13 protein-coding genes are annotated in these 14,959 nt (G+C 69.6%); 7 read left to right on the plus strand and 6 right to left on the minus strand.

The features are described from left to right. The first annotated feature begins 3 nt into the window (after positions 1-3). The 3 genes from flgJ (at position 4) to flgL (ending at position 4,524) form a co-directional block, all read left to right on the plus strand. The gene (flgJ, locus tag MLG_RS04645; protein WP_011628650.1) at positions 4-1,119 is read left to right on the plus strand and encodes a flagellar assembly peptidoglycan hydrolase FlgJ; all 1,116 of its coding nucleotides are present in this window, start codon (positions 4-6) and stop codon (positions 1,117-1,119) included. A gap of 84 nt (positions 1,120-1,203) precedes the next feature. Further along, complete coding sequence (gene flgK, locus MLG_RS04650) at positions 1,204-3,291, plus strand: flagellar hook-associated protein FlgK (RefSeq protein WP_011628651.1); 2,088 nt, start codon at positions 1,204-1,206, stop codon at positions 3,289-3,291. 6 nt (positions 3,292-3,297) lie between these two features. Next, positions 3,298-4,524, plus strand: a complete 1,227-nt coding sequence (gene flgL, locus MLG_RS04655; RefSeq protein WP_011628652.1) for a flagellar hook-associated protein FlgL — start codon at positions 3,298-3,300, stop codon at positions 4,522-4,524. Here the strand turns inward: flgL and MLG_RS04660 are convergent. From MLG_RS04660 to MLG_RS04670, 3 genes are read right to left on the minus strand one after another with little or no spacing between them, the layout of a single operon-like run. After that, a complete protein-coding gene (locus MLG_RS04660; protein WP_011628653.1) occupies positions 4,521-5,186 on the minus strand; it encodes an endonuclease III domain-containing protein in 666 nt (221 codons plus the stop codon). The two genes, flgL and MLG_RS04660, sit on opposite strands and share 4 nt — an antisense overlap. Before the next feature lie 8 nt (positions 5,187-5,194). Continuing rightward, the gene (locus tag MLG_RS04665; RefSeq protein WP_011628654.1) at positions 5,195-5,953 is read right to left on the minus strand and encodes an SDR family NAD(P)-dependent oxidoreductase; all 759 of its coding nucleotides are present in this window, start codon (positions 5,951-5,953) and stop codon (positions 5,195-5,197) included. A 13-nt stretch (positions 5,954-5,966) separates the two neighbouring features. Continuing rightward, positions 5,967-6,821, minus strand: a complete 855-nt coding sequence (locus MLG_RS04670) for a squalene/phytoene synthase family protein (protein WP_011628655.1) — start codon at positions 6,819-6,821, stop codon at positions 5,967-5,969. Between the two features lie 155 nt (positions 6,822-6,976). On the opposite strand from MLG_RS04670, the gene MLG_RS04675 reads away from it, so the two are divergent. Together MLG_RS04675 and MLG_RS04680 are read left to right on the plus strand one after the other, a co-directional pair. Beyond that, a complete protein-coding gene (locus MLG_RS04675) occupies positions 6,977-8,278 on the plus strand; it encodes an ATP-grasp domain-containing protein (RefSeq protein ID WP_011628656.1) in 1,302 nt (433 codons plus the stop codon). Continuing rightward, positions 8,278-10,320 (plus strand): CocE/NonD family hydrolase, encoded by a 2,043-nt coding sequence (locus tag MLG_RS04680; RefSeq protein ID WP_011628657.1) that lies wholly within the window; start codon positions 8,278-8,280, stop codon positions 10,318-10,320. Before MLG_RS04675 ends, MLG_RS04680 begins: the two co-directional genes overlap by 1 nt. On the opposite strand, the gene gph is transcribed toward MLG_RS04680, so the two are convergent. Genes gph through MLG_RS04695 form a run of 3 tightly spaced genes read right to left on the minus strand, consistent with a single transcriptional unit; the run spans position 10,317 to position 13,049 of the window. Continuing rightward, on the minus strand, positions 10,317-10,985 hold the full coding sequence (gene gph, locus MLG_RS04685; RefSeq protein WP_011628658.1) for a phosphoglycolate phosphatase: 669 nt from the start codon (positions 10,983-10,985) through the stop codon (positions 10,317-10,319). The two genes, MLG_RS04680 and gph, sit on opposite strands and share 4 nt — an antisense overlap. Beyond that, a complete protein-coding gene (gene ubiG / locus MLG_RS04690) occupies positions 10,985-11,728 on the minus strand; it encodes a bifunctional 2-polyprenyl-6-hydroxyphenol methylase/3-demethylubiquinol 3-O-methyltransferase UbiG (RefSeq protein ID WP_011628659.1) in 744 nt (247 codons plus the stop codon). The genes gph and ubiG overlap by 1 nt, the downstream gene beginning before the upstream one ends. Beyond that, a complete protein-coding gene (locus MLG_RS04695; RefSeq protein WP_011628660.1) occupies positions 11,721-13,049 on the minus strand; it encodes a TRZ/ATZ family hydrolase in 1,329 nt (442 codons plus the stop codon). Before MLG_RS04695 ends, ubiG begins: the two co-directional genes overlap by 8 nt. 232 nt (positions 13,050-13,281) lie before the next feature. Here MLG_RS04695 and MLG_RS04700 point away from each other — a divergent pair, with 232 nt between their 5' ends. Both MLG_RS04700 and mtnA read left to right on the plus strand, forming a co-directional pair. Then, positions 13,282-13,794 (plus strand): shikimate kinase, encoded by a 513-nt coding sequence (locus MLG_RS04700; protein WP_041718296.1) that lies wholly within the window; start codon positions 13,282-13,284, stop codon positions 13,792-13,794. Between the two features lie 87 nt (positions 13,795-13,881). Further along, complete coding sequence (gene mtnA / locus MLG_RS04705) at positions 13,882-14,922, plus strand: S-methyl-5-thioribose-1-phosphate isomerase (protein ID WP_011628662.1); 1,041 nt, start codon at positions 13,882-13,884, stop codon at positions 14,920-14,922. Positions 14,923-14,959 lie beyond the last annotated feature (37 nt).

Consider the following 14,959-nt stretch of genomic DNA (forward strand, 5'->3'; position numbering starts at 1 on the left):
GCAATGAATCTTCATAGCCAGGGTGCGCAGGTCCATGCCGACAACGCCCTCGACCCGGCCGCCGGAGCAGCGCGGCTGCGCCGGGGGCTGCAGAACCCCTCGCGCGAGGCCATCGCCGATGTGGCCCAGCAGTTCGAGAGCCTGTTCGTGCAGATGATGCTCAAGCAGATGCGCACCACCACCCCGGGCAACGACCTGTTCGGCAGCCAGGCCGAGGACCAGTACCGGGACGTGCTCGATCAGCAGTTGGCCATGAACATGGCCGCAACCGGCCAGGGGCTGGGACTGGCCGAGGCGGTGGAGCGGCAGATGCTCCAGCACGCCGGCCTGGATGAGGGCACCGGGCAGGGGGCACCGAAGGACTTGGCGGACTACCGGCGGGAGGCCATCCCCGCCCGGGCCACCCCGTGGGCACGGGCCCGCCCCGCGGACACCGGCGCCGAGGGCGGTGACGGTCGCCCGGCTGTGAAGCCGGTTCTGGACGGTCTGAAGATGCCGGCCTTCGACCGCCCTGTGGCTCCGAAGGCGGGGGCAGCGGAGCCTGAGGGCGCCAGTGATTCGGCGTCGACCGCGGCTGACAACGGTCAGTCCGCCGGCGGTCCGCCCTGGGACAGCCCCGCTGAATTCGTCGAGGGTTTATTGCCGGCGGCCCGGGAGACCGCCGCCGAGCTGGGTGTCTCCCCCCGCGCCCTGATCGCGCAGGCGGCGCTGGAGACCGGCTGGGGCCAGCACGTGATTGACCGGGGTGAGCAGGGCAGCAGCCACAACCTGTTCAATATCAAATCCCACGGCTGGGCCGGTGACAGCGTCAGCGTAGCGACGCTGGAGTACCGGGAAGGCGTCGCTCAACGCGAGCAGGCCAGCTTCCGCGCCTACGGCGGAGTGGCGGAGAGCTTCCGGGACTATGCCGACTTCCTGCGCCGCAACCCGCGCTACAGCGAGGCGCTGGCGGTCGGCCACGACCCCTCGGCCTTTGTCCACGCCCTGCAGGACGCGGGTTATGCCACCGACCCCCGGTACGCCGAGAAGTTGGAGCGGGTGATGAACAGCGAGCACCTGCGGCATGTGGACGACACCCCGCTGCGCCTGGCCGATGGCGGTGGCCGGACGTCCGGGTGATGCGGCCGTTCAAGTCGCGGTGACCGCGGCCGATACCGGTAACTGGCGGGCTGGGTTCAGCCCCCGTGCAGGAGAGATGCAGTCATGTCGGGCACGATGAACACGGGCATATCCGGCTTGATGGCGGCCCAGCGGGCCCTTGCCGCCACCTCGCACAACATCAGCAACGTCAACACCGAGGGCTTCAGCCGGCAGCGGGTGGAGCAGAGCAGCCGGCTGCCCACCGGTAGCGGCGCGGGGTTCGTGGGTAACGGTGTCCAGGTGGACACCGTCCGCCGGCTGGCGGATCAGAACCTGATCGAGAACGTCCGCAACAACACCTCTGAGTTCGAGCGCCTGGACACCATGGCCGAACTCTCCGGCCGGGTGGACAACCTGCTGGCCGACGCCGATGCCGGCCTCTCGCCGGCGTTGCAGGATTTCTTTGCCGCCCTGGACGATCTGGCCAACGACCCCAACGCCACCACCGCCAAGCAGCAGGTGCTGAGCGCAGCCGACACCCTGGCCACCCGCTTTAACACCCTGGACCGGCGCACCGCCGAGCTGGAGCGGGAGGTCAACCAGGCGACCCGGCAGCAGGTCAGCACCATGAACCAGCTCTCGGAGTCGGTGGCCGACCTGAACCGGGAGATCGTTCGCGAGCAGAACCGGGTCGGTCAGCCGCCCAACGACCTGCTGGACCAGCGGGATGAGTTGCTGCGCAGGATGGCCGAGATCGCCGACGTGCGGGTGGTGGCCCAGACCGACGGGGCCGTGAATGTGGCGGTGGGCACCGGCCAGCCGGTGGTCAATGGCACCACCGCCAACCGCATCGAAATCGGCCCCGCTGACGGGGACCCCGAGCAACTGGACCTGTTCGTGGAGACCGCCGGCGGGCGGGTTAATGTCACGAGCAACCTCACCGGCGGCGGGCTGGGTGGGCTGATGGAGTTCCGCGACCAGGTGCTCAACCCGGTGAACGACGAGCTGGGCCGGATCGCGGTCACCGTGGCCGAGACCCTCAACGCCCAGCACAATCTCGGTGTTCAGTTCGACTCCGGGGAGCCCCGTCCGGGGGCCGACCTGTTCAGCGTGGCGCCCCCGCGGATGACCGAGGTGACCAACGCCGACCCGGCCACACGCCCGGCGGTGGGCTTCGACCGAGAGCGGATCGATCAGCTCACCGGGCAGAACTACAGCCTGCGCTACGAGGGCGGTGACACCTGGCGGCTGGTCAACGTCGATGACGCGGCGGGGACCCGCCGTTTCGACCTGGATGACCTGGAGACCGACGACGACGGTAACTATCTGCTGCGGGCCGACGGCCTGGCGATCAACCTGGGCCCCGACCCCGACGGTGACTTCTCCCGCGGCGACCGCTTCGATATCCAGCCCACCCGGCTGGGGGCGAGCAGTATCGAAACCCGCCTGAGTCGTCCCAACCAAGTGGCGGCCGCCTCTGCGCTGATCTCGGGTGAGGGGGTGGACGGTGACGGCCAGTCGGCCAATACCGGCACCGGTCAGATCAGCCCCATCCAGCTGACCGCGGCGGACGACGGCGCGATCCCCCTCGACGAAACGATCGAACTGAACTTCGTCCTGGCGGGGGGCGACAATGACGAACCCGGCTTCGAGGCCGAGGTGCCCGATGGCCAGGGTGGTATGGCGGCGGTCTTTTTGCCTTATGACCCGGAGGCACTGGACGTGGAGGTCGGTGCCACCTTCAGCCTCGGCGCCGAACCGGATGCGGGTGCGGACGAGGACGGTTTTGACGGTTACCTCGGCCTGCCCGGCCTGGCCGGCCGTTTCACGCTCTCGGGGGTGCCCCGCGAAGGCGATACCTTCTCTATCGGCGGCAACCGCAGCGCCGTGGGGGATAACGGCAATGCCCTGGCCATGGTGGGGCTGGAGGACCTGGAGACCCTGGACGGGGGCAACACCACCTTCCAGGAGGCCTACAGCAGTCTGGTGGGGGACGTGGGGGCCAATACCCTGCGGGCGCAGTCCAACCGGGACGCCCAGGAGACCCTGCTCAACCAGTCCATCGAGGCCCGCGAGGCCGTGTCCGGCGTCAACCTGGACGAGGAGGCGGCCAACATGCTGCGCTTCCAGCAGGCCTACTCGGCATCGGCCCAGGTCATTGCCGTTTCCAACGAATTGTTCCAGACCCTACTGGGCGCGGTGCAGAGGTAAGCAGCCATGCGATTGTCCACCAGCCAACTGGCCCTGCAGGGGGTGAACAGCATCCTCTCCCAGCAGGCCTCGCTGTCGAAGACCCAGGCGCAACTGGCCAGCGGCCGGCAGATCCTGACCCCGTCGGACGACCCGGCCGGCGCCTCCCGCATCCTGGAGCTGGAGAAGGCCATCAATACCGTGGAGCGGTACAACCGCAACGCCGACCAGGCGGAGACCCGGTTGGGGCTATCGGAGAACATCCTCAACGAGTTTGGCAACACCCTGCAGCGGGTGCGCGAGCTCTCCGTGCAGGCGGCCAACGGCTCGCAGGACCGGGAGACCCGGGCCTACATCGCCTCTGAGCTGCGCCAGGCCCAGGATCAACTCGTACAGCTCGCCAACACCGATGACGGCAACGGCGAGTTCCTGTTCGCCGGCTCCGAGACCCGCACCCAGCCCTTCACCAAGACCGCGGGCGGGAAGGTGGTGTACAACGGCGATCAGGGCCAGCGGGAGGTACGTATCGGCCCCTCGCGTACGCTGGCGGTGGACAGCTCGGGCTTCGACGCCTTCATGAAGATCCCCAACGGCAATGGGGATTACCAGGCCCGCGAGGCGCAGGGGAACAGCGGCAGCGGCATCATCACCGTCGGCGACTCGCCCGCCCTGGTCCAGCCCGGGGAGGCGTACACCATCGCCTTCGAACAGGACGGGGCGGGAGGCATGACCTACCGGGTGCTGGATGGCGACGATCAGCCGGTGGCGGTGGACGGCGAGCCCGTCACCGGGCCCTACGAGCCCGGTATGACCCTCCGGTTTCCCGCCGAGAGCGGCCAGTCGCTGCAGGTGAAGCTGGACGGCCGGCCGGAGGAGGGCGACCGGTTCGAGGTGAGCGCGGCCAGGCCTCAGTCTGTATTCGAGACCGTCAACAACCTCATCCGCACCCTGGAAGACGACGGTGACGGTCCGGCCCTGAATAATGCCGTCAACCGCTTTCTGGCCGACATCGACCAGGGGATGGAGAACATCATCCGGGTACGCTCGGAGCTGGGGGCCCGGCTGAACACCCTGGACGCCAGTCGCGATGCCAACGAGGGCGCCCTGCTGGACCTGAATGCCGCGAAATCCAGGTTGGCGGACCTGGACTACGCCGAGGCCACCGGTCGCTTCAACCAGGAGCTGGTGGGGCTGCAGGCCGCGCAGCAGACCTATACCCGACTGCAGGGGCTGTCGCTCTTCGAGTTCATCTAGGCCGACTCGGCACTGGGGCAGCGGTCAGCCAGCGGGCAGACGCCGCAGCGGGGCCGCGGCCGGCAGGTGGCCTTGCCCAGGGCGACGATCTGGGCGTGGTAGTCGTTGTACAGCGCCACATCCGGCCCCAGGGCGCGCTCAAAGGCCGCGCGCAGGGGCTCATAGCCCGGGTCCCCGTCCACCAGCCCCAGTCGGGCGAAGATTCGCCGGGTGTAGGCGTCGATCACAAAGACCGGTCGCTCGAAGGCGTAGAGCAGGATATCGTCCGCGGTTTCGCGCCCCACCCCATGGACCGCCAGCAGCCGTTGGCGCAGGGTGGCGGTGTCCAGCGCCGCCAGGCCCGCCTCCCCGCCGGCGTCCTGCCAGGCCCGGCACAACGCCAGCAGCCGCCGCGCCTTGACGTTGAAGTAGCCGGAGGGCCGGATAACCTCGGCCAGGGCCTCCTGCGGGCAGTCCAGCATCGCCTCGGGGGCCAGCAGGCGACGCTCGCGGAGCCGCGTGATGGCCTTCTCCACGTTGCTCCAGGCGGTGTTCTGGGTGAGCACCGCGCCCACCGCAATCTCGAAGCAGCCGTTGCCCGGCCACCAGTCCAGGTGGCCGTGGTGGTCCCGCAGGGCCCGGTAGATGGCGTGCAGCCGGGGCCCGGTGAGGGCGTCGGTCATGTCGCCGGTCAGCGCGCCAGGGTGAGGGACTGGCCGTGGACGTCGGCACTGTCCGCGCCCAGCAGCCAGACGAAGGCCCCGGCTACCTGGTCGGGGGTGGGCAGCTTCTCCTGGTCCTCGCCCGGGTAGGCCTGATAGCGCATTCGGGTGCGCACCGCACCCGGGTCCAGGCTGTTGACCCGCACCGGGGTGGTGTCGGCGAGCTCGGCGGCGAGGATGCGCATCAGACCTTCCACTCCGGCCGCCGAGACGCCGTAGGCGCCGGCATAGGGCATCTGTTCCCGGCCCTCACGGGCGCTGGTGAAGACGATGGAGGCGGCCGGCGATTGGCGCAGCAGCGGCAGGCAGGCCCGGGTGACCAGGAAGGGGGCGTGGAGATTGAGGTGGACGGTCCGGAACCAGGCTTCCATGTCGTAGATCTCCACCGGCGCCGGACGGCCGAGCATCGCGGCGCAGTGCAGCAGACCATCGAGCCGCCCGAAGTTCTCCTCCAGGCGCACGCGCATGTCGTCGTAGTCCGCCGTGCTGGCGCCCTCCAGGTTCATCGGGTAGAGCGCCGGTTCCGCCGGGCCGCGCTGGGCCAGGTCATCGTACAGGCGCTCCAGTGACTTCATGTCCTTGTCCAGGGCGACCACGGTGGCCCCGGCCTCGGCCAGCTGGCGGCAGACCGCCCCGCCGATCCCCCCACAGGCCCCGGTCACCAGGATGATGCGGTCCCGGAACAGCTCAGCCGCCGGGGTATAGTCGCCGGTCAGTGGATTGCTCATTGTGTTTCCTCTTCTATTGGTTTTGATGCCGCCGTTCCCTGCGCGCGGTGCGCCATGCCAGCCACAGCTTGCGCAGCGGTGTCAGGTGAACGCGCCGATGGAGCATGGGCAGCCCCTGGCGCTCCAGCTCCACCAGCAGTTGCCGGTAGAGGGCGGCCATGATCAGGGCCGGGCGCTGGGCATAGCGGTCGCGGTCGGCCAGGGCGGTATCCGCCTGGCGGAAGAAATCGCGCGCCCGGTCCACCTGCTGCTGCAGCAGGTGCTGCAGCCCCGGGTGGTCCGCGGGCAGTCGCAGCAGGCCCTCGCGGGACAGGCCTGCCGCGTGGATCTCGTCCTCCGGCAGATAGAACCGCCCGGCCCGGGCGTGGCGGCCCAGGTGGCGCAGTCGGCCGGTGAGCAGCAGGGCCATCCCCAGATGGTGCCCGAAGCGGGCACTGGCCGGGTCATTGTACCCCGCCTGGCGCAGGGCCAGATCGGCCATGGCACACCCCACTTGATGGCCGTAGGCCGACAGCTCGCGGAAGCTGGGATAGACGCCATACTCCAGGTCCAGCGCCGTGCCGGTGATGATGTCCTCGAAGCGCTCGCGGGGCAGTTCGGACTGCCGGATCACCGGGACCAGGGCGTGGCCCACCGGGTGCTCCGGTTGCCGCTCGAAGACGCGGTCGATCTCCCCGCGCCACCAGTCGAGCTTGGCCCGGCCCACAGCGGGATCGCTGACCTCACCGGGGATGGCCGTCACCTCGCGGTGAAAGGCGTGCAGCGCCAGCAGCCCGTCCCGTTGAACGGGGGTGGCGAACAGCAGGGCGTAATGCAGGCTGGACCCCGGTGGGGCGGCCTTTTTGCGGCAGTAGTCCAGAGCTTGCACGGGCTGGGTGGCGGTGGCGGCGGATGGAGTGCGGCCTAATCTAACACGCTGGGGCCCCGGGGCGCAGCCGGTGCGCGCGCGGTTGCAAAACCGCAGGGCTACCCCCAGTCTCCAAGGTATCAGCGACTTGCCGAACACTGTAGCGGGGTTGCCTTATGGTGGCGCACAAGAACATCTTCGTATTCGGGCTGGACGAGGAGAACCACGCGTTTCTCAAGCGCGTCCGGCACGCGGAGCACTATACGTTCCACGGCCTGCTGAACCGCTCCGAACTGGTGGAGCGGGACGATTACGACATCCCGCACCTCATCGAGAAGGTGCGGACCCGGCTGAATGGCTTCGATGGGTCCGTGGACGGCCTGATCCACTACATCGATTTTCCGGTGAGCACCACGGTACCCCTGCTGGCCCGGGAGTACGGGCTGCCTTCGGCGTCCCTGGAGGCGGTGCTCTGCTGCGAGCACAAGTACTGGGCGCGGGTGGAGCAGGCCAGGGTGATCCCCGATGCCTGCCCGCCCTTTGCCGCCTTCGACCCCTTCGACGACCGTGCCCGGGCGCGGCTCGAGGCGGAGATCGGCTACCCGTTCTGGGTCAAGCCCATCAAGTCCTTCTCCAGCTACCTGGGTTTCCGTATTGACGGACCGGAGGACTTCGAGCACGCCCAGGCGCGGATGCGGGCGGGAATCGGTCGCTTCGCCGAGCCCTTCGACTACCTGCTGGACCAGGTGGAACTCCCCCCGGAGGTGCGCGGCATCGGCGGCGGCCACTGCCTGGCCGAGGGCATCATTGGTGGCCATCAGTGCACCCTGGAGGGCTATGGCTACCAGGGCCATGTGTATGTCTACGGTGCGGTGGACTCGGTCCGCGAGCCCAACGGCTCTTCATTCCGGCGCTACCAATACCCGTCGGTGCTGCCCGAGCCGGTCCAGCAACGGATGATCGAGCAGGCGCGGCGGTTCATGACCCACATCGGCTACGACAATGCGCCCTTCAACATTGAGTTCTACTGGGACGAAGCCACAGACGATGTCTGGCTGTTGGAGGTCAACACCCGGCTGTCCCAGTCCCACTGCGACCTGTTCGAGAAGGTGGACGGGGTCTCGCACCAGGAGGTGGCCGTTGACCTGGCGCTGGGTCGGGCGCCGGAGTTCCCGCAGGGGCGGGGCGAGTTCCCCATGGCGGCGAAGTGCTTCCTGCGGGTGTTCGAGGACGGCAAGGTCACCCGGGTGCCCAGTGCATCGGAGGTGCGCGCTTTGGAGGAGGCCTTCCCCGGGACCCGTATCCAGATCCAGGCTCGCGAGGGTGCCTGGCTGTCCCAGCTCTGGGATCAGGACAGTTACAGTTACTGCCTGGCGCTGATCTTCCTGGGCGGCGAGAATGAAGAGGACATAGAGGCCCGTTTCGAACACATCCGCGAGGGCCTGGACTTTCGGATCGAGAAGCCGGAGGCAGCGTGATGCCCGAGAAGGCGCGTGTAGTGCCGTTGAACGACCTGCCGGAGCGCATCCGGGTGGTCGAGAACCTGTGGATCCCGATGCCGGATGGCGTGCAGTTGGCGGCCCGGGCCTGGATCCCAGAATCTGCCGTGCACCAGGCGGTGCCGGCCATCCTGGAGTACATCCCCTACCGCAAACGGGAGTTCACCCGGCAGCGAGATGACGCCACCCACGCCTACCTGGCCGGTCACGGCTACGCCTGCGTGCGGGTGGACATCCGCGGCAGCGGCGAATCGGACGGGGTGCTCACCGACGAGTACCTGCCCATCGAGCTGGAGGACGGCGAGGTGATCCTGCGCTGGCTGGCGGAACAGGACTGGTGCAACGGTCGGGTGGGGATGATCGGCATCTCCTGGGGCGGGTTCAACGGCCTGCAGCTGGCCGCCCGGCAGCCCAAGGAGCTGGGGGCCATTGTCACCGTCTGCTCCACCGACGACCGGTACACCGACGACGTCCACTATATGGGCGGCTGCCTGCTCGGCGACAACCTGTCCTGGGCCTCGGCCATGTACAGCCACTCGGCCCTGCCGCCGGATCCGGCCATCGTCGGCGACAGCTGGCGCGAGACCTGGCACCGGCGCATGGAGGGCAGCGGTTTCTGGCTGGAGGACTGGTTGAGCCACCAGCGCCGCGACGACTACTGGCGCCACGGCTCCATCAACGAGGACTATGGCGCGGTACAGATCCCGGTGATGGCCGTCTCCGGCTGGGCGGACGGCTACTCCAACTCGGTGTTCCGCATGCTGGAGCACCTGCCGGGGCCGCGCATGGGGCTGGTTGGCCCCTGGGGCCACAAGTACCCCCACCAGGGCATCCCGGGCCCGGCCATCGACTTCCTCGGCGAGGTGCTGCGCTGGTTCGACCGCTGGCTGAAGGACGAACCCAACGGGGTGGAGGCCGAGCCCATGCTGCGGGCCTGGGTCCAGGACACCATGCCCCCCATCACCGGGGTCCGCCACCGGCCGGGGCGCTGGGTGGCCGAGCCGGGCTGGCCCAGCCCCGGGGTGCGCAGAGAGTGCCTGGACCTGCGTCCGGGGCAGATTGGCAACAGCAGCGCCCGGCCCGCCGAGCACACCGATTTGACGCTGCAATCGCCGCTGTCGGTGGGGCTGTTCGCCGGGCGCTGGTGCTCGTTCAGCGCCACCCCGGACCTGCCCCACGACCAGCGCGAGGAGGACGGCGGTGCGCTGATCTTCACCAGCGATCCGCTGGAGCAGCCGCTGGAACTGCTCGGGCAGCCGGCGGTGACCCTGGAGGTGGCGTCCGACAAGCCGGTGGCGCAGGTGGCCGTGCGCCTGTCTGAGGTGGCGGAGAGCGACGAGGCCACCCGGCTGACCTACGGGCTGCTCAACCTCACCCACCGCAACGGCCATGAGGACCCGGAGCCGTTGGAGCCGGGCCGGTTCTACACCGTAAGGGTCAAGCTCAACGACATCGGTCAGCGCATCCCCGCCGGCCACCGGTTGCGGGTGTCGATCTCCACCTCTTACTGGCCGCTGGCCTGGCCGGCGCCGGAGTCGCCGCGGCTCACCTTCCGTACCCAGGGCTGCTGCCTGGAGCTGCCGGTGCGCGAGTCTGCTGCCGAGGAGGAGAACCTGCGCCGCCCCGGCCCGCCGGTGCAGAGCCCGGGGCCGGCGATGACCCTGTTGCAGCCGCGGGACTACGGCTGGACGGTCACCCGGGACCTGGCGTCCGACCGCTCCACACTGGAGGTCAAGAAGGACGAGGGGGCCTTCCAACTGGATGAGATCGGCATGGGCATGCGCATTCACACCGTTGAGTGGTACAGCCATACGGGCAATCAGTACGACTCGGTGCGGGGCGAGACCCGCGCGGTGCGGGAGTTGCGCCGGGAGGGCTGGCAGGTGCGGGTGGAGACCCGCACGGTGCTCACCTCCGACGCCGGGAACTTCCACCTGCGCGCCGAGATGGACGCCTACGAGGGCGACGAGCGGGTGCATGCGCACAACATCTCGCGCAGCATCCCGCGTGACCTGATCTAGGCCGGGGGCAGCCAGCGCAGCAGGTCCTGCGGCGTGTTCAGCAGGCCATCGGCGCCCCAGCCGGCCGGGTGATCGCCGGCCCCCAGGTAGCCGAACAGGGCGGCCAGGGTCGGGCAGCCGGCATGCTGTCCGGCCTGGATATCGCGCAGGGCATCGCCGGCGGTCAGGCAACGGGCCGGCGCCACGCCCAGTGTCGCGCAGGCCGCCTCCATGGGGTCGGGGTGGGGCTTGGGCCGTGGTGCGGTGTCACCGCAGACCACCGCCGCCGCCCGCCGGTCCAGTCCCAGCGCCGCCAGCAGGGGGTGGGTGAGCCGCGCCGGCTTGTTGGTGACGATGCCCCAGGGCAGCCCCAGTGCCTCCACCCGTGCCAGCACGGTCTCCATCCCGGGGAAGGGGCGCGTGCGCCCGGCGATATCCGCCTCGTAGTGGCGCAGCATGGCCTCGTGCAGCGCCGGCATGGCCGGGTCGTCCGGCGCCAGGGCGAAGGCGTGGCAGAGCATGACCACCGCCCCGTGGGAGACCGTGGGGCGGATGCGGGCCTCCGGCAGCGGTGACCGGCCCTGTTCGGCAAGTACCCGGTTCAGGGCCGTGGCCAGGTCCCCGGCGGTATCCAGCAGGGTGCCGTCCAGGTCGAATAGTACCCCCTCGATGCGGGCCGCCCGCATTACGACCCGGCCCGTGCCGGGCTGTGCTGGTAGTGGGCCAGGTAGTTGACGCTGGTGTCGTCGGTGAGCTTGTAGCGCTGATTCAGCGGGTTGTAGGTCAGCCCTTTCATGCTGCGCAGCACCAGATCGGCCTCGCGGGCCCAGCGGTCCAGCTCCGAGGGGCGGATGAACTGCTGCCAGTCGTGGGTGCCCTTGGGCAACAACTGCAGCAGATACTCCGCGCCCAGGATGGCGAAGAGGTAGCTCTTGGGGTTGCGATTGAGGGTGGAGAAAATCACGTGGCCGCCGGGTTTGACCAGCCGCGCGCAGGCGTGCACCGCCGAGGCCGGGTCGGGGACGTGCTCCAGCATCTCCAGACAGGTCACCGCATCGAACCGGGGCTCGTCAGAGTCGGCCAGCTCCTCCACGGTGATCTGACGGTAGGCCACCTCCACCTCCATCTCCAGCGCGTGCAGGCGCGCCACCTGCAGCGCCGCCTTGGACATGTCGATGCCGGTCACCTCGGCGCCCCGCCGGGCCATACCCTCGGCCAGCAGCCCGCCGCCGCACCCCACGTCGAGGATGCGCCGCCCCTCCAGTCCGCCCAGGCACTGGGCCACGTAGTCCAGCCGCAGCGGGTTGATGTCGTGCAGCGGCTTGCACTCCCCCTGCGGGTCCCACCAGCGCGAGGCGGCGGCGTCGAATTTGGCCACCTCGTGGTCGTGCACATTACGCCGGGTCGTGTCGGTCGCCGGGTCAGTCATGGGTGTCCTCCGGGGCGATGCGGGCCTGCCAGGCCCGGGTCCGTTCCAGGATATCGGCCTCGTTCAGGGTGGTCAGACGGCGCTCGTTGAGCAGCAGCCGGCCCGCCACCCAGACGTGGCTGACGCGCTCCCGCTGGCCGGTGTAGACCAGCTGCGAGATAGGATTGTACAGCGGTTCGGTCTCCACACCGGAGAGATCCACCGCGCAGAGGTCGGCGTACTTGCCCGGCACCAGCGAGCCGATCTCCCCGTCCAGGCCCAGCACCCGGGCGCCGTCCAGGGTGGCCATGCGCAATGCCCGGTGGGCGGGCAGGGCCGCCGGGTTGCCGCTGTAGCCCTTGGCCAACAGCGCGGCGGTGCGCAGCTCGCCGAGCAGATCCAGGTCGTTGTTGCTGGCCGCGCCGTCGGTGCCGATGGCCACGTGGATCCCGCGCCGCTGCAGGGCGTGCACCGGGCAGAACCCGCTGCCCAGCTTCAGGTTGGACTCCGGGCAGTGGACCACGTTGACACCGGTTTCGGCCAGCCGGTCCATCTCCGCCTCGGTGAGCTGGGTCATGTGCACGGCGATCAGCGAAGGGTTGAGCAGCCCGAGTTGGTCGAGCCGCTGCAGCGGCCGCTGACCGGTGGACTGCACGCAGTCCTCCACCTCGCCGGCGGTCTCGTGGACATGCATGTGGACCCGGGTGTCCAGTTGGTCGGCCAGCACCCGCACCCGCTTCAGCCACTCCGGCGAGACGGTGTAGGGTGCGTGAGGGGCGAACACCGTCGAGATATGCGGGTGGTTGCGCCAGGCGTCGTGCAGGGCCACGCCCTTGTCCAGGTAGTCCTCCGGCCCGCTACCGTAGGGGGTGGGCATGTCGATCACGATCATCCCCAGCACCGCGCGCATCCCCACCCGGTCCGCCAGCCGGCCGGTGACCTCCGGGAAGAAGTACATATCGGAAAAGCAGGTGGTGCCGCCGCGTAGCATCTCGGCCATCGCCAGCGCCGTGCCGTCGTGCACGAACTCCGGCGAGACATGCCGCCCCTCCGCCGGCCAGATGTGATCCTGCAGCCAGGTCATCAGCGGCAGGTCATCGGCCAGCCCGCGCAGCAGGCTCATGGCGTTGTGGGTGTGGGCATTGACCAGACCCGGAAGCAGTGCGTGCCGCGCCAGCCGCTGATGCTGGCCCGCCTCGTACTGCCGTTCGGCCTGGTCAGTGGGCAGACAGTCGATGATGCGCCCGTCACGGATGGCCACCGTGTGGTGGGGCAGCACGGCGTCCTCCGGCTCCACCGGGATCACCCAGCGGGCGGAGACCAGACTGTCGACCTTCTGCATGGCGTCACTCCCGAAACGCAGTGGCGGATGGGGCTATTGTGGCACCAACCGGGGCGGGACTCGAGTTGGGGCCCGAACCTCCCGTGGCGGGCCGGGTTTCCCAGAACCGCGCGTGTTATAACGGCGGTGGTGCCCGACTCTGGGGCCTGGTGCGCGATGCAGGGCGGAAGGGCCCCATGGGGGTGTGTTTGACCGGAATCGGGGCAGGGCGACGCGGAGTGACATGGCCGGCATGACACCGGATCAATCCCTAATCCTCATCGGCATGCCGGCGGCGGGCAAGTCCACAGTGGGCCGCCGGCTCGCCGCCCGGCTGCAGCGTCCTTTCATCGACACCGATGCCGTGATGGAGGCGCGTTGCGGCCAATCCCTCCAGGCGCTGATGGCGGAGCGCGGGGTGGAGGGGTTCCGAGCCGCCGAGGCGCGGGTGCTGTGCGACCTGCAGCCCGCTGAGCCGGCGGTGATCGCCACCGGCGGTTCAGTGGTCTATGCCGCCCGTGGGATGGCGGCGCTCCGGCGGCTCGGCACGGTCGTCTTCCTGGACTGCCCGGTGGCGGTACTGGCGCACCGGGTCGGGGACCCGGTGGCGCGGGGCATGGTAATCGCCGCCGGGCAGTCACTGGCGGCGCTGCACCGGGAACGCCTGCCCCTCTACCGGCGCTATGCGGACCATACCATCGCCTGCGATGACGACCCCCCAGAGGTGGTGGCCGGGCGGGTGCTGCGGGTGCTGTCGCTGGATTGACCCCAGCCGGCGGCCTGGCGGATGGCCCGCACCGGTGCCTGTCGCGGTACCATGGGCCCTCGCCGATAGACGCAGACCGGAGCCGCCATGCCCCGCAACGACACCGTACGGGCCCTCGATTGGCAGGGCGATCACCTGAAGCTGCTGGACCAGCGCCGCCTGCCGGCGGAGACGGTCTGGCTGGACTGCCACTCCGCCGCCGACACGGCCGACGCCATCCGCGACATGGTGGTGCGCGGCGCCCCGGCCATCGGCATCGCGGCCGCTTATGGTGTGGTGCTGGCGGCCCGGGCCGCCATGGCGCGCCGGCCGGCGGATTGGCCGGCCGCGATGGCGGCGGATCTGGCCCGGTTGCGCAGCGCCCGGCCGACGGCAGTCAATCTCTTCTGGGCGCTGGACCGGATGCAGCAAGTCGTCGACAGCGACCCCGCGGATCCGCTGGCGGCGCTGGAAGCGGCCGCCGTCGCCATCCACGAGGACGACCTGACCGCCAACCGGCGCATGGGCGAGCTCGGCGCCCATCTGATCCCGGCCGGCGCCGGTGTACTGACCCACTGCAATACCGGCTCGCTGGCCACCGGCGGTTACGGCACGGCCCTGGGGGTCATCCGCAGCGCCTGGTCCGGCAAGGGGCTGTCCGCGGTCTACGCCGACGAGACCCGACCCTGGCTGCAGGGCGCCCGGCTGACCGCCTGGGAGCTGGTGGCGGACGGTATCCCGGTGCGGTTGATTGCCGAGGGGGCGGCGCCGCTGTTGATGCAGCGCGGCCGGGTGGACTGGGTCATCGTGGGCGCCGACCGGGTCGCCGCCAATGGCGACACCGCCAACAAGATCGGCACCTACGCCCTGGCCCTCGCCTGCAAGGCCCACGGGGTGAAATTCATGGTGGTGGCGCCGTCCAGCACCATCGATCTTGACTGCCCCGGAGGCGACCGCATCCCCATCGAGGAGCGCCCGCCGGAGGAGCTGCTCTGGCTCGGCGACCGTCGGGTGGCGGCCGAGGGCGCCGGGGCCTGGAACCCGGTGTTCGACGTGACCCCCGCGGAGCTGATCGATGTGCTGGTCACTGAGCGAGGGGTGGTTACCGATTTTGGAGGTGCTGGGGTGCGGGCGCTGATCAACGGTTGAACATTACCCGCCGGTACCGGGTGACTACACTGCAAGG

It is taken from the genome of Alkalilimnicola ehrlichii MLHE-1 (genome assembly GCF_000014785.1).
In the GTDB taxonomy this organism is placed as follows: Bacteria; Pseudomonadota; Gammaproteobacteria; order Nitrococcales; family Halorhodospiraceae; genus Alkalilimnicola; species Alkalilimnicola ehrlichii.